Origin of the sequence: Pedobacter sp. (assembly GCF_965249885.1) — a bacterium.
Taxonomy (GTDB): domain Bacteria; phylum Bacteroidota; class Bacteroidia; order Sphingobacteriales; family Sphingobacteriaceae; genus Pedobacter.
The window spans coordinates 3,356,464-3,378,232 of the sequence record NZ_OZ252254.1 but is presented as its reverse complement, the minus strand read 5'-3'; the positions used below and the strand labels follow the sequence as shown (position 1 = coordinate 3,378,232).

20 protein-coding genes and 1 tRNA gene are annotated in these 21,769 nt (G+C 37.8%); 8 read left to right on the top strand and 13 right to left on the bottom strand.

All coding sequences use genetic code 11. The annotated features are described in order from the left end of the window. Nucleotides 1–5: 5 nt before the first annotated feature. On the top strand, nucleotides 6–1,739 hold the full coding sequence (locus tag ACY2A0_RS14410) for a HAMP domain-containing sensor histidine kinase (RefSeq protein WP_461790169.1): 1,734 nt from the start codon (nucleotides 6–8) through the stop codon (nucleotides 1,737–1,739). Here ACY2A0_RS14410 and ACY2A0_RS14405 read toward each other — a convergent pair. Genes ACY2A0_RS14405 through ACY2A0_RS14395 form a run of 3 tightly spaced genes read right to left on the bottom strand, consistent with a single transcriptional unit; the run spans nucleotide 1,736 to nucleotide 3,213 of the window. Beyond that, nucleotides 1,736–2,353 (bottom strand): arsenate-mycothiol transferase ArsC, encoded by a 618-nt coding sequence (locus ACY2A0_RS14405; RefSeq protein WP_461790168.1) that lies wholly within the window; start codon nucleotides 2,351–2,353, stop codon nucleotides 1,736–1,738. The genes ACY2A0_RS14410 and ACY2A0_RS14405 overlap by 4 nt on opposite strands. A gap of 9 nt (nucleotides 2,354–2,362) precedes the next feature. Continuing rightward, nucleotides 2,363–2,836 carry a DUF6428 family protein gene (locus tag ACY2A0_RS14400; RefSeq protein ID WP_461790167.1) on the bottom strand — a complete coding sequence of 158 codons (474 nt, stop codon included), beginning with the start codon at nucleotides 2,834–2,836 and terminating at the stop codon, nucleotides 2,363–2,365. A 47-nt stretch (nucleotides 2,837–2,883) separates the two neighbouring features. Beyond that, complete coding sequence (locus tag ACY2A0_RS14395) at nucleotides 2,884–3,213, bottom strand: ArsR/SmtB family transcription factor (protein WP_461790166.1); 330 nt, start codon at nucleotides 3,211–3,213, stop codon at nucleotides 2,884–2,886. Nucleotides 3,214–3,361: 148 nt separating this feature from the next. Here ACY2A0_RS14395 and ACY2A0_RS14390 point away from each other — a divergent pair. Both ACY2A0_RS14390 and ACY2A0_RS14385 read left to right on the top strand, forming a co-directional pair. Beyond that, a tRNA-Leu gene (locus ACY2A0_RS14390) sits at nucleotides 3,362–3,445 on the top strand. 69 nt (nucleotides 3,446–3,514) lie between these two features. Further along, a complete protein-coding gene (locus tag ACY2A0_RS14385) occupies nucleotides 3,515–4,009 on the top strand; it encodes a GNAT family N-acetyltransferase (protein WP_461790165.1) in 495 nt (164 codons plus the stop codon). On the opposite strand, the gene ACY2A0_RS14380 is transcribed toward ACY2A0_RS14385, so the two are convergent. The 3 genes from ACY2A0_RS14380 to ACY2A0_RS14370 form a co-directional block, all read right to left on the bottom strand. Further along, entirely contained in the window at nucleotides 4,010–4,774 is a 765-nt protein-coding gene (locus tag ACY2A0_RS14380) for an MBL fold metallo-hydrolase (RefSeq protein WP_461790164.1), read from the bottom strand. Nucleotides 4,775–4,862: 88 nt separating this feature from the next. Then, nucleotides 4,863–5,513, bottom strand: a complete 651-nt coding sequence (locus ACY2A0_RS14375; protein ID WP_461790163.1) for a LolA family protein — start codon at nucleotides 5,511–5,513, stop codon at nucleotides 4,863–4,865. 23 nt (nucleotides 5,514–5,536) lie between these two features. Next, complete coding sequence (locus ACY2A0_RS14370; protein WP_461790162.1) at nucleotides 5,537–8,167, bottom strand: FtsK/SpoIIIE family DNA translocase; 2,631 nt, start codon at nucleotides 8,165–8,167, stop codon at nucleotides 5,537–5,539. A 531-nt stretch (nucleotides 8,168–8,698) separates the two neighbouring features. On the opposite strand from ACY2A0_RS14370, the gene ACY2A0_RS14365 reads away from it, so the two are divergent. After that, on the top strand, nucleotides 8,699–9,355 hold the full coding sequence (locus ACY2A0_RS14365; RefSeq protein WP_461790161.1) for an ankyrin repeat domain-containing protein: 657 nt from the start codon (nucleotides 8,699–8,701) through the stop codon (nucleotides 9,353–9,355). A gap of 100 nt (nucleotides 9,356–9,455) precedes the next feature. Here ACY2A0_RS14365 and ACY2A0_RS14360 read toward each other — a convergent pair whose 3' ends face one another. From ACY2A0_RS14360 to pyrF, 5 genes are all read right to left on the bottom strand, one after another. Continuing rightward, entirely contained in the window at nucleotides 9,456–9,674 is a 219-nt protein-coding gene (locus ACY2A0_RS14360) for a PspC domain-containing protein (RefSeq protein WP_113635730.1), read from the bottom strand. A 554-nt stretch (nucleotides 9,675–10,228) separates the two neighbouring features. Continuing rightward, nucleotides 10,229–10,894: a YceI family protein gene (locus ACY2A0_RS14355; protein WP_461790160.1), complete on the bottom strand. Its 666-nt coding sequence runs from the start codon at nucleotides 10,892–10,894 to the stop codon at nucleotides 10,229–10,231. 86 nt (nucleotides 10,895–10,980) lie between these two features. After that, the gene (locus ACY2A0_RS14350) at nucleotides 10,981–12,276 is read right to left on the bottom strand and encodes a DUF2851 family protein (protein ID WP_461790159.1); all 1,296 of its coding nucleotides are present in this window, start codon (nucleotides 12,274–12,276) and stop codon (nucleotides 10,981–10,983) included. 56 nt (nucleotides 12,277–12,332) lie between these two features. Then, the gene (locus ACY2A0_RS14345) at nucleotides 12,333–13,232 is read right to left on the bottom strand and encodes a DMT family transporter (RefSeq protein WP_461790158.1); all 900 of its coding nucleotides are present in this window, start codon (nucleotides 13,230–13,232) and stop codon (nucleotides 12,333–12,335) included. Next, nucleotides 13,229–14,059, bottom strand: a complete 831-nt coding sequence (pyrF, locus tag ACY2A0_RS14340) for an orotidine-5'-phosphate decarboxylase (RefSeq protein ID WP_461790157.1) — start codon at nucleotides 14,057–14,059, stop codon at nucleotides 13,229–13,231. Before pyrF ends, ACY2A0_RS14345 begins: the two co-directional genes overlap by 4 nt. Nucleotides 14,060–14,452: 393 nt before the next feature. Between pyrF and rho the strand changes: the two genes are divergently transcribed. Next, nucleotides 14,453–16,231: a transcription termination factor Rho gene (gene rho, locus ACY2A0_RS14335; RefSeq protein ID WP_461790156.1), complete on the top strand. Its 1,779-nt coding sequence runs from the start codon at nucleotides 14,453–14,455 to the stop codon at nucleotides 16,229–16,231. Nucleotides 16,232–16,315: 84 nt separating this feature from the next. After that, entirely contained in the window at nucleotides 16,316–16,987 is a 672-nt protein-coding gene (gene pssA, locus ACY2A0_RS14330; RefSeq protein WP_461790155.1) for a CDP-diacylglycerol--serine O-phosphatidyltransferase, read from the top strand. A 218-nt stretch (nucleotides 16,988–17,205) separates the two neighbouring features. Here the strand turns inward: pssA and ACY2A0_RS14325 are convergent, their stop codons facing one another. Further along, nucleotides 17,206–17,583: an Hpt domain-containing protein gene (locus ACY2A0_RS14325; protein WP_461791583.1), complete on the bottom strand. Its 378-nt coding sequence runs from the start codon at nucleotides 17,581–17,583 to the stop codon at nucleotides 17,206–17,208. Between the two features lie 12 nt (nucleotides 17,584–17,595). Next, complete coding sequence (folK, locus tag ACY2A0_RS14320; RefSeq protein WP_461790153.1) at nucleotides 17,596–18,087, bottom strand: 2-amino-4-hydroxy-6-hydroxymethyldihydropteridine diphosphokinase; 492 nt, start codon at nucleotides 18,085–18,087, stop codon at nucleotides 17,596–17,598. Nucleotides 18,088–18,195: 108 nt separating this feature from the next. On the opposite strand from folK, the gene sppA reads away from it, so the two are divergent. Both sppA and ACY2A0_RS14310 read left to right on the top strand, forming a co-directional pair. Continuing rightward, a complete protein-coding gene (gene sppA, locus ACY2A0_RS14315; protein WP_461790152.1) occupies nucleotides 18,196–19,962 on the top strand; it encodes a signal peptide peptidase SppA in 1,767 nt (588 codons plus the stop codon). A 128-nt stretch (nucleotides 19,963–20,090) separates the two neighbouring features. Continuing rightward, complete coding sequence (locus tag ACY2A0_RS14310) at nucleotides 20,091–21,767, top strand: helix-hairpin-helix domain-containing protein (RefSeq protein WP_461790151.1); 1,677 nt, start codon at nucleotides 20,091–20,093, stop codon at nucleotides 21,765–21,767. The last annotated feature ends 2 nt before the right edge of the window (nucleotides 21,768–21,769 follow it).

Here is a 21,769-nt window from a genome sequence, read left to right as displayed (position 1 = left end):
AAGCCATGAAGCTAAAAACAAAACTCAGATTAGGCATCGGTTTCTTATTCTTGATGCTCATTGCATTTGGCGCCATTTCCTTATTTCAAATTAATCGCATTGCTGAAAGCACAGCTTTAATTTTAAAGGACAATAACCACTCGCTACAATATACCAAAGCAATGCGTTTATTGATGGATAAGGACAGTTTGACTGGCACTGCATCACAAAAAGCATTTGAAAAATTACTGGTGCAAGAGGAGCAGAACATTACTGAAAAGGGCGAAGCAGTAGCAGTTAAAGAACTTGCTAGTGCTTACCAACGCTTTACTGCCACGAAACAAATTAAGGAGCTATCAGCAATCAAATCAGCTATTTATCGGATTGAAGATTTGAATATGCAAGCGATAGTCAGTAAAAGTCAGCGCTCTGAACAAACCGTGGCACAAGCTACATTGTATTTGGGGTTGGCTGCTTTCATCTTTTTCCTTATCCTTTTTACTTTCATCCTGAGCTTTCCAGGTTTTATTGCTAACCCACTGGCGCTATTGTTAGATGGGATCAAAGAAATTGGCAAAAAGAACTACAAGCAAAGACTTCATTTTAAAGGAACAGAAGAATTTTCGACGTTGGCAAATGCATTTAATGACATGGCGAAAAAGCTAGACCAATGGGAAAACAGTAATGTGGCCGAACTGAAATCGGAAAAACAGCGGATAGAAACAATCATCCAGCAAATGCAAGATGCCGTTTTCGGACTTGACGACAAAGGCAGTTTAATTTTCATTAACGATTTAGCAGCTGAGCTGCTCCACTTAAAACCTGAAGCGGTTTTGGGCAAAAACATCGAAGATTTAAGTTCAAAAAATAGCTTGCTCCAAACCATTGTTAAAAAAGAAGATGCTGATTTGCTGGAAATCGTACTTCAACAAAAACCAAATTATTTCAGTGTAACTTCTAATGATATTGAAATACCTGAAATACCTGATGATGAAAATACCATCAGCTTTACTAAGAAAACTGCGGGAAAGGTTTTTATCTTAAAAAACGTTACCGATTTCAAGGAGCTTGACCAAGCAAAAACAAACTTTATGGCTACCATTTCCCATGAATTGAAAACGCCAATTTCATCCATAAAAATGAGTTTAAAACTATTGGAAGATAACAGGATTGGGGATCTCAATACAGAGCAAAAACACATGATTGCACACATTCAGGATGATGCAAATAGGCTATTGAAAATTACTGGAGAGCTTTTGGATTTGGCACAGGTAGAAACAGGAAATATTAAGCTAAACGTACAGCAAAGCAACGCCACGGAGATATTGGACTATGCTACCAATGCCGTAAGTGTACAATTGCAGGAAAAACAAATTGAACTTCGAATTAACAAACCGGCGGTAATCCCTCCTCTCGTTGCAGACCAGGAAAAAACTGCTTGGGTTTTGGTGAATTTGTTGAGCAATGCCATCAGGTATAGTGCTAACCAATCAAAAATAGACATCAATATCACCATAAATAATATGATGCTGTACTTTAGTGTAACGGATTACGGAAAGGGAATTGAAGATCAGTATCAAAATGATTTGTTTAAACGCTACTTTCAGGTACCAACAGATGGGCAGCACAAATCTGGTTCTGGACTAGGACTAAGCATTTCCAAAGATTTTATTGAAGCGCAAGGCGGAAAGATTGAAGTACAAAGTGAGCTAGGTGTTGGTAGCACTTTCAGCTTTTCTTTACCAATCGCACACAGTTAGTTTGCTTTGGCAACCGTGGAAAAAACGTAGTACATTTCCGCAGCTATCTGCAAACTTCTGGCTGTATACACCTCTGCTTGTTGAGGGGTATGATCGGCCAATTTCGGATCTTCAAATGTAACGGCAATTCTTTTTTCTGCTCCCGCGATATAGGGACAACCCTCATCAGCCTGAGAGCAGGTCATTACAGCAGCGTAGTTTGATGAGGGATTGAACGGATGATCAAATCGTTTGGAAAAGCCAATTATTGGAACTCGGTCCGCTGCATATTTAATAGCATAAATGGGATTGCCAGCTCCCGCCAATTTGTAGACCTCAAAGCCTTGTTGCTGCAATGTACTTGCTACAACAGGGAACAACGCCGTTTCCTCTGTACCTCCCGAATAGCAACTGACCTGAAACATATTGAAATGATGAGCAGCTACTTGTGCCCAAACCTGACTCAAATGACTACGCCTTGAATTATGCGTACAGATAAAATTAAGATTTACTGATTCGCCAGTATTGACTTTTCCCTGTACAAAATCAATTAAAGGTTGTAAAACAGATTTGCGCTCCGCACTTAATTGTTGAAGCGCAACGCCATTTAAAGTATTGATAATTTCCTGATACATGTTAATTGATTAGCAACAGCCGCCACCTGGAGTACAGCTATTAGCTGGCTTAGCAACCAAATTACTTAAATTTACCTTTGGCTTTTCAGCTGGAATACCACAAGCATCTTGAGCTAGGCAGGCCGTAGTTTTGTTTTGAAGGATGAACTTTGTTCCATCAAATGCTAAATCATATTTCCCAATAGTGGTAGATTGGTACTCTACTTCAATTTCGGCATCTTCTATCCCCAGTTTTTCTTCTGATAGCTGAATGATATTTAATAACTTCACCGGCTTTAACCTGTGATCGTAGTCGTCGGCATTCCAAAGTTGGAAGTTAACCACCTTCTCACTTCTAATTACACCGCCGCAATCAATAAAGTTTTTAGTGATTTGCCCTACCTCAGTAACGTGAAAATGATGTGGCACTAAAGTTCCGTCTTCTAATTCAAAAACCACTTCATTTAAACGTGGCAAAATTTCTTTGATAGCTGATAATCTCATATCGATTTTTTTAATTGTAATATTACGATGAATTAATCCAAAAAATTTTAGCAACAATTGCTAGGAATTTCAACCTCCTTTAAAAACAAATCCAATTCAAATTTAATTTGGTTCCATTTTTGGTTGTCAATGCAGTAACAAATACTTGTACCTTCAATATTGCCTTTAATGATTCCGATATTTTTAAGTTCTTTCAAATGCTGTGATATGGTGGCTTGAGCCAAGCCTAACTCCTCAACTAAATCACCACAAATGCAAGAATTTTGTTTCACGATATACTGCAAAATGGCTATCCTAGCTGGATGTGCCAAAGCCTTCAGCACACTGGCTAGCCTGTTTTGCTGTTCGTTAAATATTTCTGTTTTAGTCGTTCCCAATTCAAATAATATATCGTAATATTACGATGATATATTTAAAAATCAAAATACATTTCATTTTATGACATTAGCGCTAGCTCAGCATTAAAAACAATTCAACAAATCCGTATTTTTTTCAATGCAAATGATATATTTGCAGCATCAAGATGCCCAGGTGGCGAAATTGGTAGACGCACCATCTTGAGGGGGTGGCGCTGGCAACGGCGTGGCAGTTCGAATCTGCTTCTGGGCACATTAACCTTAAAGCTTCGGTAATGCCGAGGCTTTATTTTTTAAACTTCCAACCTAAAACCTACTGTTTATGGCTATCACGATTAGAAATTTGACGAAGGCTGACAATCCTGTAATTGCAGAATTGATTCGCGAAGTATTTAGAGAATTTAAAATCGATAAACCGGGAACCGTTTACACTGATCCTACAACTGATGCGCTTTATGAGCTCTTTGACGTTGAAGGTGCAATTTATTGGTTAGCAGAAGAGGATGGTGAACTATTAGGTGGTTGTGGCATTTATCCAACTGAAGGCTTACTGAAAGGATGTGTTGAGCTGGTTAAATTCTATCTTTCCTCCAAAGCAAGAGGCAAAGGTTTAGGCAAATTACTGATGGAAAAAAGTATTGAATCGGCTAAAACGATGGGCTATACAAGCGTGTACTTAGAATCTTTTCCTGAGCTTTCTACCGCAGTAGGCATGTATGAAAAAGCTGGCTTTAAAAAACTGGATCACCCGATGGGATGTTCTGGGCACTATGCCTGCACACTTTGGATGGTGCTCAATTTAACTGAACAGGCTTAACTACAAATTGATATTAAGTCCGTCGTAAGCAAGTTGAATGTTAGCGGGCAATTCCTTACTAACTTCTTCGTGTAGCCCCAAGTTGTGGCTAATATGAGTTAAAAAAGTACGTTCGGCACCTACTTTTTGCGCAAATGCTATTGCTTCTGATAGGGTGAAGTGTGAAATGTGGCTCTCCTTCTGCAACGCATTGAGCACTAAAACCTTTGTTCCTTTAATCTTTTCAAATGAAGCCTCACTTATGGTTTTAGCATCAGTAATATAGGTAAAATCACCAATCCGATATCCCAAAATAGGTAACTTGTAATGCATTACTTCAAACGGAACAATTTTAGTTTCACCAACATGGAAAGAACGTTCATCATTAACGGTATGCACATCAATTTGAGGCAAGCCATGATACTTCACATCCGAAAAGATATACTGAAATTCCCGCTTTAACGCTTCTTGAACCCGTTCGGTAGCAAAAATATCAATGCGCTTTTTTAAGATGTAGTTAAAAGGCCTAATATCATCCAAACCCGCTACATGATCTTTATGTTCGTGGGTGTAGAGTATTGCATCTAAGTCTGTAACTCCAGCTCGTAACATTTGGTAACGGAAATCGGGGCCGCTGTCTATAACAATGCTTTTATCGTCCGTTTGTACCCAAACAGAAACCCTCAAACGTTTATCTTTTTTGTCGACAGATTTGCATACCGCACAACCACAACCAATAACTGGTATGCCTTGTGATGTACCCGTACCTAAAAAAGTTAACTTCAAACCAATAGCAATTATGTGATTTTCAAATCTAATAAAAAAGGGCTTAAGCTAAAACTTAAACCCTCTTTTACTATAATTTTATCTGCTATTATCTTAAATCAACTACTTCCACTCCAGGATATTTCTTCGCATCAAAGGCAAACGTAGCTTCAGGAACCTTCACATTTGGTGAAAACGTTTTTACATTGTAAGTGTAAGTATTTCCGTTTTTTTCGAAAATTACAATGTTTGCAATTTGTTTTGCAGCTTTATCAATGCTTAAACGCACCTTAAATACATTCTTTTTAATGTCCGTAGGCGATAAATCAATCATTTGATAAACCTTGTTACCTACCTTTTGCTCTCCTGTGTAGATGTACTTAAATCCTTTTTCGTAGATAGTAAAAATTTTGGCTGGATTTAAAGCTTCACCGCTAGGATCTACATTAGAAACCTGTACTTCTTTGTCTTGTTTAAGGTAAGTCCACTGTACTTTTCCATCGCTAATTAATTCTTGGTTAGTCATGGCTACCTTGTACTTATTAGCATTTGCTTTTACGTATAATGTACCTTGTTGTGTTTCTTTTACTTTAGCCTGTTTGTTATCTAAGGTAAAGGTAAAATCAGTTTTAACTACATCATATGAACGGTATTTCTTACTAACTTCAGCTAAAATAGCTTTCGCCTTAGGATCTGTTTGTGCGTTAACCACAGTGCTAAATAAACCCAAGGTCAATAATGCTACAACTACTTTTTTCATCTTATCTAAACTTCTAATTTCAATTATTTTTGATTCAGGTTGTTCAAGAATTGTTCCAAAGCGTACATATCAGGAATTAAAACTTCTCGAGCCTTACTTCCTTCGAACGGTCCAACAATCCCTGCGCCTTCCAATTGGTCAATAATACGCCCTGCCCTATTGTAACCCAACTTCATTTTACGTTGAATTAAAGAGGTTGATCCTTGTTGATGAGACACTATTAATTGCGCTGCTTCTTCAAAAAGCGGATCTCTGTCATTCGGGTCAAAATCTTTAGTGGATGAACCTTCTCCATTTTCGTCAATATATTCTGGCAATTGATATGCTTCTGAATAACCACGTTGATTACCAATAAAATCTGAAATCCGGTCAACCTCTGGTGTATCTACGAAAGCACATTGTAGTCTAATCAAGTCACTTCCAGTTGCTAACAGCATATCACCTCTACCAATCAGTTGGTCAGCACCTCCACTATCCAAAATGGTACGAGAATCTATTTTTGACAGTACCCTAAACGCCAATCTGGCAGGAAAGTTAGCCTTAATGGTACCCGTAATTACGTTTACCGATGGGCGTTGCGTAGCCAAAACCAAATGGATTCCAATAGCACGAGCTAACTGCGCCAAACGAGCAATTGGTGTTTCCACTTCTTTACCGGCCGTCATAATTAAATCGGCAAACTCATCTACTACTAAAACAATGTAAGGTAAAAAGCGGTGCCCGTTATTTGGGTTTAATTTGCGCTTAATGAACTTCTCGTTGTACTCTTTAAGGTTTCTCACCATCGCATCCTTCAGCAAATCATATCGTTGATCCATCTCAATACAAAGCGAGTTGAGGGTGTTGATTACCTTTTTAGTATCAGTGATAATGGCATCATCTCCGCCAGGTAATTTAGCTAAAAAGTGGCGTTCAATTTTATTGAACAAAGTTAACTCCACCTTTTTCGGATCAACTAAAACCAATTTCAATTGAGAAGGATGCTTCTTGTATAGCAGTGATACCAAAATTGAGTTGATACCCACCGACTTACCTTGTCCAGTAGCACCGGCAACCAACAAATGGGGCATCTTAGCTAAATCGGCAATATAAACCTCATTACTAATTGTTTTACCTAAAGCGATAGGCAAATCCATGTTCGTCTGCTGAAATTTTTCCGTTGCCAACACACTTCTCATCGCCACCATTTCAGGATGAGAGTTGGGCACTTCAATTCCAATTGTGCCCTTACCAGGCATTGGAGCAATAATACGGATGCCTAAAGCCGCCAAGCTCAAGGCAATATCATCTTCCAAGTTTTTAATTTTCGAAATACGAACACCCGGAGCCGGAATAATTTCATAAAGCGTTACCGTTGGACCAATGGTTGCTTTAATTTTGTCAATCTCAATATTGTAGTGATTTAACGTTTCTACAATTTTATTCTTATTGGCTTCCAACTCTTCTGCGTTTACCGCAATTTTGTTAGAGCCGTAATTTTCCATTAAATCTAAGTGAGGATATTTGTAATTCGACAAGTCCAAGGTGGGGTCGTAATTACCAAATTGCTCCACTAAATCCTCAGATTTAACGTCTTCCTCCGTTTTCTCGATCGTAAAAGCGGGTTCCTCTATTTGAACTTCTTCCTTTGGCGTGGGCGTAATTTCCATTGCAGGCATAGCCGATGCAGCGTTCTCTGAAACTGATGCAACCAAGGGAACAGCCGCCGCAGCTGAAACAGTTGGCGATAGCAATACATTCGTTGCTAAGGGTAAACCCGAACGATCATCGTCTTGCTCTTCCTCTTTTTGCTCAAACCGACTCGGCGTAAGTACAATATTTTGTTCCTGCTTTTGCTGATTTTTATATCGATCATTTAAGCTGAACTCCACCGGCTCAGATTTGCTTTCCTCCTCAAGTGCTATATTTTCCGGAACTTCCGGTTCTACAATTCTTCGAGGGTTTGGTGCAGGCTGTTTTTCTGGCAATTTAAAATCGATATTGTAGGCAATGATTAACACCGAAAGTCCTAAGAACACCAATAAACCGCCTACTCCGGTTCTTCCTATTTGTACTTCTAATAGTTTATTGCTCCAATAACCAAATTCACCTTCTAAAAAATGTGGCGTTTTAGCAAAAAATGAATGGCCAAAACCAAAAGCTAAAGAAATGAATAACAGAAAGAAAAAGCTATAAGCCAACACTTTTTCAACAGCGAAAATTTTCACTTTGAAAAGCATCCGATAACCAATCACGAAAAACACAAATACGAAAAGGAAAGACGCTACGCCAAACCATTCGTAGATGAACTGATGTGATAATAAAGCTCCTATTTTACCTAACCAGTTTTGAACGATTGGATCTTCTACACCGCTCTGCTTTAATTCATCTACACTTTTAAATAAGTTACCCCAGCCTCCATTCGCATCAATCACATAGCTTTGATCTTCCTGCCAAGTAAATAAATAAGAAGTAAATGCTACCAAAAAGTAAATGGACAAAATGACAAAAAACAATCCTATGATTTTTACCAATCTGCCATCCTGAAGATTAAATGTTGGAAGATACTCGGCTTTTACCCGGGGTTCCCTAACACTAGATTTCTGCCCACCTTTACCTTGCTCAGCATTTTGTTTGAAAGAATTGGATTTAAATGAATTTCCCCGTACCGACATCGTATCGTTTAATATTAATGAACAAATATAAATAAACTGTTTAAATTTAGTGATGTTTGATGTTTAAACTGCAAGCTTTGCCCTAACCTGCTTATAACGCAGCAAACTTCTAAAACTTATCCTTAAAAAAATCGAATTTATTTTATTAGAAACCCGAATTTGATTATTAATTCACTGGTAATTAGCTTTCAAACCTTATACTAATCCGAACATTCAGGATCAAGGTTAGTTAGCTAGAAAATATGGTATAATGTGGCCAATCAAATAAATAACAATCGAACTCAGGTTGGAAATCATCTTAGTCTGTAGCTATCGAGTTTTAAACCTTTGGCCTCCTGCCAAGTCTTAACCTGCAGAAACAATTATTTTATATAGGTTTTTTATTTTAGTTAATCCTGCGCAGCATTACTGGGTAGGATTTTTTATTTATATCAGTACTCACAAATGCTTTTAAAAACTAATTAATTTGCGCTTTTCTAATATTAATTAAATTTCGTTATTTTAACCTGTCGGCGAAACTAAATTTTAAAAATGGACATTACGCAACTTGAAACCTATATAGAAAACAATCAGCTAGAGGAAATTGTGGCGCTGTTGAGTCAGAAACCGCAGTTAGCTTCACAAGTTACTTCGCACCAGATTTCGCCAATGCTCTTGGCTTGCTATTATAAAAAAATGGACATTGCCAATGCCATTGCCGAATTTATGCCCGAGCTCAACATCTTCGACGCATGTGCAATAGGAAAATTTGATGATGTCACACTATTGGTTTTCAAAAATCCACGTGCTGTTAATGAATATTCAGTAGATGGATTTACACCGCTAGGTTTGGCCTGTTATTTTGGCCACGAAGAAATTGCTCGTTTTTTGGTTCTTAAAGGCGCTGATGTAAACCTGCCAAGCAAAAACGGCTTCAACGTTTTCCCTATCCATTCTGCCGTGGCTGCCAATAATTTTAATGTCACGAAGGTTTTATTAGATGCTGGCGCTTATCCTAACGTTTGCCAGAAATCAGGGGTGGCTCCTTTACACAGTGCCGCACAATTGGGTAATATCGAGCTCATTATTTTATTGCTGGAACACGGTGCAGAAGTAAGTTTGCGTATGGAAGGTGGAAAACTACCTGCCGATTTAGCCGCAGAAAAAGGATTTCACGAAATTGCAGAAATATTAAGAGACGACGACTAAGAAAGTTAAACGGCAAAGGTATAAAGTAAAAAACCAGAACTAGACTTTAAAATTTAAATACAGCAAATCGTAACTCGTAAATCTAAAATCGTAATTTAGTCTATTCCCAAACTTTAGACCTTACCCGCTTCATGTAAGTCCTGATATCTAAAAAAACCGCAGCCAAAACATAAAAAAGGATAGGAAAACCTACAGCCAAAAATGAGGAATAAATAAAGAACAACCTCACTTTTGCAGTACTCATATCAAGTTTGTTGGCCAAATAAGCCGATACCCCAAAACTACGCTGCTCGAAAAAAGTAACTATACGCTGAAACATATTCGACTTGATTTTATATCCTAATTTACAAAATTAACTTTTAAACCAAGAATTATTAAGTTTTTTAAAAATTGCAGCAATGCGATGTCAATATAACGCTTAGTCAAGCTAACATGAAATATGAATCTATCGCTTGTTAGTAGAAAACAGCCGAAGATAATGTTGCAGACAAAAGTCTTTAATCGTATAATTTATGAGCAATACCTTTGTTTTCTATAGGTAAATCAATAGCTTATAAAAACAAACAGCCCGACATGATATGTCGAGCTGCAAAGATTATTAAATAACGTGAGTTGGGGATAAGAGAATTATGCTATTTGCTAGCGATAGCGCTTCAAACCTACGTTCAGCTAATTTTCGGTCTCTTATTTTTCGGCACGCAATAATAAGCCAAAACACTTTCTTTGAAAGAAAAATAAGCAACCGAGAGTTTTTGTTACTTTTTGCGGTCAAAAAGTAAGAGCCCAGCGGCGGCGAGCCAAAAAAATACGCTTAATTGAAATTTTTATAGAATTTCAAAAGTACCTAATCTGGACTCACAATAAATTCAGCACCTATTTCTTCGCATTTAGCGTTAAGCCAATTTCAACATCTTTTGAAATCATCCAGTTTTCAGGACTACCTTCTGTTTTATAATTAATTCCCCAAGCGCTTCTGTCAATTACAAACTTAGCCGAAGCAGTTACCGATGTTGGAGTAACTTGAACTTTGGCAGGGAAAGTAACGTTTAACGTTTTATCCTTAAGCGTCAAATTTCCACTAATTAAGTAATTTGGATCAGCAATTAAACTTGCCTCTGCTGTAGCAACATAAGGTGCTACTTTAGTGATTACGAATTTGGCAGTTGGTGCTTTCTCTACGTCAAAAAAGTCTGCGCTTTTCAAATGACCTTCAAGATCAGCAGCTTTCTTACCCTCTTCCGTTACCGATGCGGGATCAACCTGAAGAGAACCCATATTTACCACAAACTCACCACCATTTACTGAATCTTTATCAACAGAGAGAGTTCCAGAAGTAACCTTAATTTTACCCCAACGCGGTGCTAAGCCTCCCTTGTGAGTACCTTTCCAATCAACAACAGTGGTTGCAGTATCAATAGTATACGTTTCACCTTTTTGTTCAGCAGCAGTTTGCTCGCTGGTTGTTGCCGTATTGCTCGATGATCCTCCGCAAGAAGCCAATAGAAATAGCGCAGGTAGCGCAAAAAGTAGTTTTCTCATTTTTATTTTTTTGATTAAAGGTTAATTTACTTATCAATTTACGATGCAAAATTAAAGACTGAGAAACCTATTTCTATTGATCTATGTTAAGAATTTAGACCACTTTTTTTTAAAAGCTTTAAGCCAATTCCACAATGTAAACATCTTTTTGTATCGCAATATTTTTTACGTAATTGCAGTAAAGCTTGTGTTTGAAAGGCATTTTGCGCCGTTACACCTGCATCAAAGTAACTTGAAATCACATTGTTTTGCTCAGACTGAATGCTTTCTAACAAATAAAAAGCCCTGGTTTGGAAGTTAGCCTGCCCCGTGTATTTCCCATAAGCGAACAGAAATAAGGCAACAGTATTGATTAAGAGGTTATCGATAGAGGACTTCCCTAACTGCGTAGTTACCTTATCCGCCAGTTTATTAAAATGGTAATGGCTTTGCCAAAATGGATGGACAGGCAATGATTCAAAAAGCAAGTGTAGGTCATTTACATTTTTAACTTCGAGCACTTTGGAAAACAGGTGGTTAGATTTCACAATTAGTGCAGCAAACTGCGCTAATCTTAACGTTGGAAAATTCTGCGGCCGCATCCTCAAAAATTTCCAAAGTGAAACATCAATAGGATTTAAACCATATTTCTTACTTAAAAAAGTATATTCAGTTTTTAGCAAATTAGGATACTCCTCTTCGAAGCGTTGGCCTAAAAAACCAGCTTGTCCAAATATCAAAGCTTCAATTTGTAATGATTGATCTTTGTGCTTAGCAAATAAGTTTTGCGGCAAGCTTTGCGCCAACACCTGCATAGGCAAGGCATTCACCTTAAAACCAAAATTTTTGGCCATAAAGTGATAAAATGTTTCGTCCCAGTTACCGTTTAATTGCGCTAATCTCTCGAAAACCTCAGCACATTTTTCTTCCAGTCGCTCTACTAAAACTCTCGACAGAAAATTGCCGATTACGAAACTATCTATCGTACCAATTTGATTTTCGCAGGGGAAGCTGTTGACAGAAGTGATCAAATTTTGATAGTTATCAAACAGCGATGGAGCAATTTTATCTTTTAACTCAAACGTAGGCAAAACGGTTCCGTCCGATCTCTTAATTTCAGTGTCATGTTCCCAAACCACATGCAAAATAACATTATCGTAAGCCATATCATGCTGATGCTGATGAACATGCCAATCCGAAGACTTAAGATGAATTTCTACTTGTCCAGCCCAAGTGGTACTGTCAATTATCACTTTAGCAGTTGAAAAATCAGGACCAGCATTTTTATTAAGGAAACCACAATGCAGTATTTGCAAAGACTTCCCATCAGTAGTTTGGCACTGCTGTTGATCGTAGAGCCTAAATTGCCATACAAAATGTAAAAACTCCTCCGGAAACCGCATACTTGAAATTAGCGATTAATCTCGTTAAATTAGCTTTTGAAAACTTAAAGGAGTATCTATTTTATTTCCTTCTTTTTATAATTGGTAATGAAAACACCCAAAATGATAAGAACAGTAGCGATTAGTAAATCGTAGGTAACTGTTTCATTAAGTACCAACCACCCTAAAAATATGGCGATAATGGTATTGAAGTAAGATAAAATAGAAACCTCAGTAGCGCTCACTTTTTTTAGCGCATAATTGTAGCAGAAAAATCCTACCACCGATCCAAAGACACCTAAATATACTACTGCGCCTAAACTCTGCAACGACCAATCGCTAAAGGACGTATTAGGAGAAACGATATTTGCTATAATGAGCTGTGCAACTGCAGCAAAGGCAAATTGATAGAACAAATCCAAAAAGATGTGATTGCTTTTGTGCGTATATTTTTTGGTGTAAATAGTTCCTGCAGCCCAACCTAAAATAGCCATTGCTAAATAAGTTATTCCTGTTTTATAATTTGGATCCAATATATCGCCTATACCATCTCTAAAAATAAAAGCTACCCCACTAAAACCTATTACTACGCCAATAAATCCCTTTAAGCTAGGTTTTTGCAAACCAAATATCAAACTTCCCAAAAAAACAACGATGGGAGAAAGTGCCGTAAGTAACGACGTTAAACCACTTGGAATGCTTTCCTCGGCTACGGTGGTCATACCATTTGCAACGATGATCATTAAGCTGGCCACCAAAATTTGTCGGCCCAGACTTTTCCAGCCAATCCATTTGAATTGCTTCTGATAAAGTAAAATTGAAAGTAGTATAATTGATGCTACCACCTGGCGCAACCCAGCTACAAACCAGGCTGGTATGGTATGCACTGCAACACGGATTCCCAAGTAGGTAGTTCCCCAAACAATAGCAATGGCAAATAATGCCACTATCAACTTCACATCGCGTTTTGCGCTCATATCAAATTAGCAGATAACAAAATCTGCTCCATCTCTTGTTGTAATAATAAGGCTTCTTCTCGAGCTTTCTCAGCGAAATCTTCGCCATTGCTTGCATAAATGATACTACGTGCAGCATTTACCAATAAGCCACATTCTTTATTCAAACCGAACTCGCAAACTGCACTTAAGCTTCCACCTTGCGCACCTACACCCGGCACTAATAGAAAATGATCTGGTGCTAGCGTTCTGATATTTTTAAATTCCTCAGCCTTGGTTGCCCCAACTACGTACATCATTTGGTTGCTATCTGTCCATTTAGATGAAGTGCTGATTACCTGCTCGTACAATTTCTGATCTTCGCTCTGCTTCACTTGAAAATCCTTAAATCCAGCATTAGAGGTTAACGCTAATAAAATCACCCACTTTTCTGGATAATTCAAAAATGGCGAAACCGAATCCTCGCCCATGTAAGGTGCCACTGTTACCGAATCGAAACTCATCCCCGAACTTTGCTCGTTAAAGAAAGCCTCAGCATACATGGCAGAAGTGTTACCAATATCACCCCTTTTGGCATCTGCTATAGTAAAAACATCTTTTGGAAAATGTTGCCAAGTTTTCACAAGTGTATCCCAACCTTTTACTCCTCTAGTTTCGTAAAATGCAGTATTTGGTTTGTAAGCTACGCACAAATCATGTGTAGCATCAATCAGTTGCTTATTAAACTCAAGTATCGGATCCTCATATTTCAATAAATGCTTAGGCAACTTATCCAAAACTGGATCAAGACCGATGCATAAAAAGGATTTTTTACGTTGAATTTGTTCAAAAAGCTGCTGCTTGTTCATTTTCGAATGGATTTTAAAATGCTGCAAAGATGGGAATAAAAGTTGATTTTGTGACTGAATTTATCAGTAAAAACGAAGTCTCATTATCACAATTAATAGTGTTTAAGGCCAACCATTAGCTATTTGCATTAACAAAACAGCGTTTGCAAGTGTAATATCTTTAGCTACTTATTTAATTTATGATGATAAAGATACAGTAGAAAGAAATGAACTTTTTGAAAAAAAATGTTGCAGATTAGATTCCATTTTCCTACACTTGTGCCATAATTCCCAGAAAGTTTATCTGAATACCTTCCGAAAAAATCCTAGCGAGAAAATTTCTTAAATCTTTTAAGCCCTTTTTTGGTTGTATTATTTGGTAAACCCAAAAATAAAATTCACGACAAAATATAAATGTTTAGCAAAACAGAACTAACTGAAAAGCTTACCGCCGAACTACGTGAGTTAGCGAAAGCGAATGGTGTTGAAAATGCAGGCGATTTACGTAAAAACGACTTAATCGAAGAAATTCTGAAAAAACAAGATACTACCACAGCAACTCCAGTTGCCGTAGAAACTGCTAATGAAGCAGCCGCCCAAGAAAAACCTGCCAGAAAAAGAACACGTATTATAAAAGATAACAATCAAGAAGCAGCACCTGCTGTGGAAGAAAAAAAGGAAAAGGCAGCAAAGCCTACCCTTTTTGACGAACCACAAATTGAACTGCCTACTCCTGATTTTGAAGCAATTGCTTTAGTTACCGGACAAGATCTATCAAAACAAGAGAGCATTGCCGACAAACTAAAAAATCAAAAATCGAAAAGGGAGCGTATTCCAAAAGACAAAGTGAACACGCCACAAGGCGAGGTAATTGTAATTGATGAAGCTCCTTTGAAAGAAGAAAAAACTGCAAAAGAGCGTCCAATTAAAGAAGAGCGCCCTGCTAAAGAGGACAAACCTTCTAAAGACGAAAGACCGCAAAGAGACGATAATCGTCAGCAGAAAAACCACAACAATAACAATAATAACGGCAATAACAACCAAAAGCAAAACGAAACCAGTTATTCTAACTTGGATTTCGATAATACCATCACCAACGAAGGTGTTTTGGAAATTATGCCCGATGGTTATGGCTTTCTAAGGTCTGCTGACTATAACTATTTATCGTCACCTGATGATATATACGTTTCGCAATCTCAAATCAAATTATTTGGTTTAAAAACGGGAGATACGGTAAACGGCAGTATTCGTCCTCCAAAAGAAGGCGAAAAATATTTTCCATTGGTTAAGGTAATCAGCATCAATGGACGTGTACCAGCTGATGTACGTGACCGTGTTCCTTTCGACTATTTAACGCCACTTTTCCCAACTGAAAAATTGGATTTATTCGTAGAAAGTGGTAACCATTCTACCCGAATCATGGATTTATTCACTCCAATTGGTAAAGGTCAGCGTGGCTTAATTGTAGCACAGCCTAAAACAGGTAAAACCAACTTGTTAAAAGAGGTTGCTAATGCAATTGCTAAAAACCATCCAGAAGTTTATTTGATCATTTTATTGATTGATGAGCGTCCTGAAGAGGTAACGGATATGGCTCGTAGCGTAAGAGCTGAGGTAATTTCATCTACATTTGATGAACCTGCCGAAAGACACGTAAAAATCGCCAATATCGTACTTGAAAAATCTAAACGATTGGTTGAGTGTGGCCATGATGTGGTAATCTTACTGGATTCCATCACTCGTTTAGCCAGAGCTTACAACACTACTGCACCTGCTTCGGGCAAGATTTTATCAGGTGGTGTTGATGCTAATGCTTTACACAAGCCTAAGCGTTTCTTCGGTGCTGCCCGTAATATTGAAAAAGGTGGCTCGTTAACCATATTAGCTACTGCTTTAACTGAGACAGGTTCTAAAATGGACGAAGTAATTTTCGAAGAATTTAAAGGTACTGGTAACATGGAGCTTCAGTTAGATCGTAAATTGGCTAACAAACGTATTTTCCCTGCTATCGATATTACAGCATCAAGTACACGTAGAGATGACCTATTGTTAGATAGAGAAACCTTACAACGTATCTGGATTTTACGTAACCACTTGGCAGACATGAACAGTCAAGAGGCTATGGAATTGATCCAAGCTCAAATTAAAGGCACAAAAGATAACGAAGAGTTCCTTTTAGGAATGAACGGATAGTAAAAGTTTTACGTTATACGTTTTAAAGTTGTAAGTTTGAACGGCTCAAAAACGTATAACGTAACACCTATAACTAACACACCAATGTTAAATCTCCCAAATGCTTTAACCTGCGCCAATTTATTTTCGGGCTGTATCGGTATCGTATTTTGTTTCAATGGCGACTTAAAATCTGCTGCATATTTCGTTATCCTATCAGGCATATTTGACTTTTTTGATGGGATGGCAGCAAGAGCCTTAAAAATTAACAATGGCATTGGAAAGGATTTAGATTCTTTAGCAGATGTAGTGAGCTTCGGCTTTTTACCTGGCGCTATCATGTTTCATCTATTTAAAGCTAGTGATGCGCCAAATGCCTACCTGCCGTATGTTGGTTTTGTAATCACACTTTTCTCGGCCTTGAGGTTAGCTAAATTTAATACCGATACTCGACAAACGGTTGATTTTATCGGCTTAAATACACCTATGAATACGCTATTTATCGTATCATTACCTTATGTAGCAGACTACCACCCGCAAATTATTGGAAATTGGATTGTATTAGCAGCCATCACTGCCGTAAGTAGCTATTTGCTTGTAAGTGAAATAAAAATCTTTTCTCTAAAGTTTAGCAATCTGAAATGGAGTGAAAATAAAATCAAATTTGTATTTATGATTTTATCGCTTGCCTTATTTGCTTGGCAACAGTTTGTGGCGCTGCCAATCATTCTTATTTTATATATCGGACTTTCGTTTGCCTATTTTAGGAAAAAATAAGCTTTCAACTTAGCTACAGCAATAGCTCAATGCTGAAAGCTTATCAATTATTAAGACTTATTAGAAACCTGAGTCGATTATTAATTCATTGATAAATAGCTTTCAAAACTGATCCTGATCCCGAACATTCGGGATCAAGGTTAGCTAGCTAGAAAATATTATATATTATGGTAAATCAACCTAAATCATAATCGGACTCAGGTTAGAAAGTAAGCAACCTACAATTGACTTTCCAGCTCTGTACGCGATTTAGCTACCTGACCTAATACAATATTTAATTCTGCCTTTACTTCGGCTAACGAAGCTGGAATTCCTTCTAAGTTGACACCTTCTTTAGCATTACGTTCTATCAATTGCATATAATCTCTCAGGTCATCCCTACCTACGTAATAAAACGTTGGCTTTACCTTATGTGCAAATTCCGACGCTGCCTTCCAATCTTTAGCATCAACCGCATTTTGTAGATCATCTAAATACATTGGAATTTGTTCTACCAAAGTATCCAACATTTCTATCATAAATTCTGCGCTATCTCCCGACATTTCCTTCAAATAGCTTAGGTCTAAATCTGCTTTGCTTTTAATTGGATCAATCATCGTAATATTTGGTTAAATTTTTTGGACTGCTAATTCGTCGTTTAAGTTACTTAAAATGCTCGAAACTTTCTCCTTAAAAACAGGGTGAATATAATCTCCGGCTATTTCATTTAAAGGTTCCAATACAAATCTTCTTTTATGCATCTCTGGATGGGGCAATTTAAGATGTTGTTCATTTAATATGGTATCCTTCCCATAGAAAATCAAATCAATATCTATTAAACGCTCCCCCCACTTTTCTAGTCTTACCCTACCCATTTTTTGCTCAATGTGCAGTAGCGCCTCCAACATAGTTAATGGAGTTAAAGCACTTTTTACACCTAAGGCTTGATTTAAAAAGCCGGGCTGGTCTGTTTTACCCCAGGCCGCTGTCTCATAAACACTTGAACAGATAAATACTTTTCCTACTTCATAATCAATTAGCTCAACAGCTTTACGAAGATTGCCACTTCTATCGCCCAAATTCGTTCCTAGTAACAAGTAAGCTTCTTTTTGCTCTAACATTTATATCGCTTGGTTGTTTGCATTTAAATAATTTAACAGTAGGACAGCTTAAACACAAGATATCACAATGCATTTTTTATCTTTACAAATTAAAGGTTATTTAAACTTATGAAAGAATTTTTCAAATATGTTTTTGCCACGGTAGTTGGCATTGTAATTTCGTCAATCGTACTTGGCATCATAGGCTTTGTCATCTTCATCGGAATGATTGCCTCAGTGGGTAGTGAAAAAGACACTGTGATTAAGAAAAACTCCGTACTATATCTTAACCTCGACCAAGCCATCACGGAGCGTACACCAGAAAGTTCCTTTGGACAACTTTTTGGTGGCTCAAACGACAAGAGTATTGGCTTTAATGACGTAATTAGAGCATTAAAAAAAGCGCAGAACGACGACAATATCCAGGCAGTATATATCAATGTAAGCGCTCCAAATGCTGGTATGGCAACCATGCTTGAAGTGAGAAATGCCATCATAGACTTTAGAAAAAGTAAGAAACCTGTAATTGCTTATAGTGAAACTTACTCTCAAGGAGCTTATTACTTAGCTTCGGCAGCAAGCAAAATATATCTGAACCCTGAAGGTGAGTTGACTTTCAAAGGATTCAGTTCGGAGCTGATGTTCTTTAAAGGTGCTTTGGAAAAACTAGGGATCGAAGCGCAAATTATCCGTGTGGGCAATTATAAAAGTGCTGTTGAGCCATTTATCAACACCAAAATGAGCGATTATAACCGTGAGCAAGTCACGGCGTACGTAAGTAGTTTATACGATACATTTTTAACCGGCATTGCCGAAACACGCAAACTGCAAAAAGATAGTTTGTATCAAATCGCCGACCAATATAAAATTCAATTCCCTAAAGATGCCTTGGCCTATAAAATGGTTGACGGGTTAAAATATAAAGATGAGATTTTAGATGAATTAAGGAATATCACCGGTACGGATAAGAAGAAGGAAATTAACAGCGTAAGTATTAACGACTATATCAAAAATCTTCCAGTACAAGGAGAGAGTGGCGCTAAAGATAAGATTGCTGTAATTTACGCTAACGGCGACATTGTGGGTGGCGAAGGCTCTGACGAACAAATTGGCTCTGAAAGAATTTCGCGTGCTATTAGAAAAGCCAGATTAGATGATGATGTAAAAGCAATTGTCTTGCGTGTAAATTCAGGCGGTGGTAGCGCTTTGGCTTCCGACGTGATTTGGAGAGAGATGATTTTGAGCAAAAAAGTGAAACCTGTAATTGCTTCGTTTGGTGATGTGGCTGCTTCAGGCGGATATTACATTGGCTGTGGCGCAGATAGCATTTTTGTGCAACCTAATACCATTACTGGGTCGATTGGTGTTTTCGGCATCATTCCTAACTTGCAAAACATGTTCAACAACAAATTGGGTATTACTTTTGACGGTGTGAAAACTGGTGAATATGCTGATATCATGAGTGTTAACCGTCCTTTAACTCCTGCTGAAAGAGCCATTATCCAAAAGGGCGTTAACAAAACTTACGATACCTTTATTGGCAAAGTAGCTGATGGAAGAAAGAAAACCAAAGCTCAAGTGGATAGCTTAGGCGGCGGAAGAGTTTGGATTGGTAAGGAAGCGGTGAAAAATGGTTTAGCCGATAAATTAGGCGGCTTCGATTATGCCATCGCATCAGCAGCTAAAAAAGCTAAACTAAGCGATTATAAAGTAGTAGAATATCCAGAAAAAATTGATCCTTGGAAAGAATTTTTGAGCTCGGCTAAAGACAATGTAAGTGCTTACTATGCTAAAAAAGAGTTTGGTGAAAACTACATCCTTTACCAACAAATGAAAAAAGCAATAAGCAACACCGGAATTCAAGCTCGTATGGATTACGATATCCGAATCAAATAACCCGTAAATATTGAAATAAATTAGGAATTAGCTTTGCAGTACTTGTTGCATAACTAATTCCTAATACCTAATCCCTAATACCTTACACCTGATTACTAATACCTGATACCGATACCTGAAATTATTTCATGGAAAATAAACCAATTGCCCGGACGTTAAGATTGCTTTCACAATTAATGGAACTTCACAACGAAAATCCGTTTAAAGTAAAATCTGTTGCTAACGCCGCTTTTAAAATAGATAAACTTCCTTTTGCATTAGCAAGTAAGCCCACAAGTGAAATTGATAAAATAGATGGTGTAGGTAAAAGCATTGCTTCCAAAGTAATTGAACTGCTGGAAACTGGAAGCGTGGCGGAGTTGGAAACTTTGCTAGAGCAAACGCCACCCGGCATTGTTGAGATGCTTACTATTAAAGGAATTGGACCTAAAAAAATAGCCACCATTTGGAATGATCTAAAGATCGAAAGTATAGGCGAACTTTATTATGCGTGTAACGAAAACCGATTGATTGAAGCTAAAGGTTTCGGCTTGAAAACTCAGGAAGAAATCAAGAAAATCATTGAGTTTAAGATGGCGGCTGATGGCAAATTTTTATATGCCAAAGCTCAACCATTGGTTTTACAGTTGCAGGAAAGTTTAGCTACGTGGCTCAACAAAGTAGAAGATGATGCCTTACTGGGTATTGCGGGTGAATTTAGGAGGCTTTGTGAAATTGTTGAGGAAGCAGTTTTCATTATTGGCACCGAAAATCCGGAAGTTATTGCTACCGAATTGACCACCTACGAGCTTGCTTTTGCAGAAACAGCTACCAATTGCTTTGCTGCACAAACTGAAAGCGGGCTTAACATAAAACTCTTTGTTGTCCCGAAATCTAACTTTTACCTTGATTACTTTAGGCTAACAGGGAATCAAAACCACGTCAATAAGGTTTTGGAATTGACGGGCGACCATCTTTTTAGTAGTGAAGAAGACATTTACCAAAAAGCTGGTTTAGACTTCATTTTACCAGAACTAAGGGAAGATTTGGGCGAAATTGAATTGGCAAAACAGCGTCAACTACCTCAGTTAATTGACCATTCAGATTTAAAAGGAAGCTTGCACAACCACTCCGACTGGAGCGATGGCGTACATACCCTAGAAGAGATGGCGCTGTACTGTAAAGACGTATTGAATTTGGAGTACCTAGGTATTTGCGACCACTCTAAATCTGCCTTTTACGCTAACGGGTTGAATGAACAACGAGTTTATGCACAACATCAGTTAATCAATGAATTGAATTTAAAGCTTGCGCCTTTCAAAATTTTCAAAGGTATTGAAAGCGATATTTTATATGACGGATCATTAGATTATGATGAGGCTACCTTAAAAACTTTCGATTTTGTGGTGGCTTCCGTACATAGTCAATTGAAAATGAGTCAGGAAAAAGCTACCGAACGATTGATTAAAGCGATTGAAAACCCATACACTACCATTTTGGGGCATCCAACCGGACGATTATTATTAAGCAGAAAGGGATATGAAATTGATTTCAGAAAAGTGATAGATGCCTGTGCTACAAATAATGTAGTCATCGAAGTAAATGCCAATCCCCTGCGCTTGGATTTAGATTGGCGCTGGCATCGCTATGCTTTGGAAAAAGGTGTATTACTAGCCATCAATCCAGATGCCCACAGAAAGGAAGGATTTTTGGACATGAACTATGGCGTTTTAGTAGCTCGAAAAGGAGGTTTGGTTGCAGAAAAATGTTTGAATGCATTCTCATTAGATCAAATCAGTGCCTTTTTTGAAAGCAAAAAACCTTAATC

Coding starts and splice junctions, on each gene's coding strand:
- ACY2A0_RS14410 (WP_461790169.1), top strand. CDS start 6: ATGAAGCTAAAAACAAAACTCAGATTAGGCATCGGTTTCTTATTCTTG.
- ACY2A0_RS14405 (WP_461790168.1), bottom strand. CDS start 2,353: ATGTATCAGGAAATTATCAATACTTTAAATGGCGTTGCGCTTCAACAA.
- ACY2A0_RS14400 (WP_461790167.1), bottom strand. CDS start 2,836: ATGAGATTATCAGCTATCAAAGAAATTTTGCCACGTTTAAATGAAGTG.
- ACY2A0_RS14385 (WP_461790165.1), top strand. CDS start 3,515: ATGGCTATCACGATTAGAAATTTGACGAAGGCTGACAATCCTGTAATT.
- ACY2A0_RS14375 (WP_461790163.1), bottom strand. CDS start 5,513: ATGAAAAAAGTAGTTGTAGCATTATTGACCTTGGGTTTATTTAGCACT.
- ACY2A0_RS14370 (WP_461790162.1), bottom strand. CDS start 8,167: ATGTCGGTACGGGGAAATTCATTTAAATCCAATTCTTTCAAACAAAAT.
- ACY2A0_RS14365 (WP_461790161.1), top strand. CDS start 8,699: ATGGACATTACGCAACTTGAAACCTATATAGAAAACAATCAGCTAGAG.
- ACY2A0_RS14360 (WP_113635730.1), bottom strand. CDS start 9,674: ATGTTTCAGCGTATAGTTACTTTTTTCGAGCAGCGTAGTTTTGGGGTA.
- ACY2A0_RS14355 (WP_461790160.1), bottom strand. CDS start 10,894: ATGAGAAAACTACTTTTTGCGCTACCTGCGCTATTTCTATTGGCTTCT.
- ACY2A0_RS14350 (WP_461790159.1), bottom strand. CDS start 12,276: ATGCGGTTTCCGGAGGAGTTTTTACATTTTGTATGGCAATTTAGGCTC.
- ACY2A0_RS14345 (WP_461790158.1), bottom strand. CDS start 13,232: ATGAGCGCAAAACGCGATGTGAAGTTGATAGTGGCATTATTTGCCATT.
- pyrF (WP_461790157.1), bottom strand. CDS start 14,059: ATGAACAAGCAGCAGCTTTTTGAACAAATTCAACGTAAAAAATCCTTT.
- rho (WP_461790156.1), top strand. CDS start 14,453: ATGTTTAGCAAAACAGAACTAACTGAAAAGCTTACCGCCGAACTACGT.
- pssA (WP_461790155.1), top strand. CDS start 16,316: ATGTTAAATCTCCCAAATGCTTTAACCTGCGCCAATTTATTTTCGGGC.
- ACY2A0_RS14325 (WP_461791583.1), bottom strand. CDS start 17,583: ATGATTGATCCAATTAAAAGCAAAGCAGATTTAGACCTAAGCTATTTG.
- folK (WP_461790153.1), bottom strand. CDS start 18,087: ATGTTAGAGCAAAAAGAAGCTTACTTGTTACTAGGAACGAATTTGGGC.
- sppA (WP_461790152.1), top strand. CDS start 18,196: ATGAAAGAATTTTTCAAATATGTTTTTGCCACGGTAGTTGGCATTGTA.
- ACY2A0_RS14310 (WP_461790151.1), top strand. CDS start 20,091: ATGGAAAATAAACCAATTGCCCGGACGTTAAGATTGCTTTCACAATTA.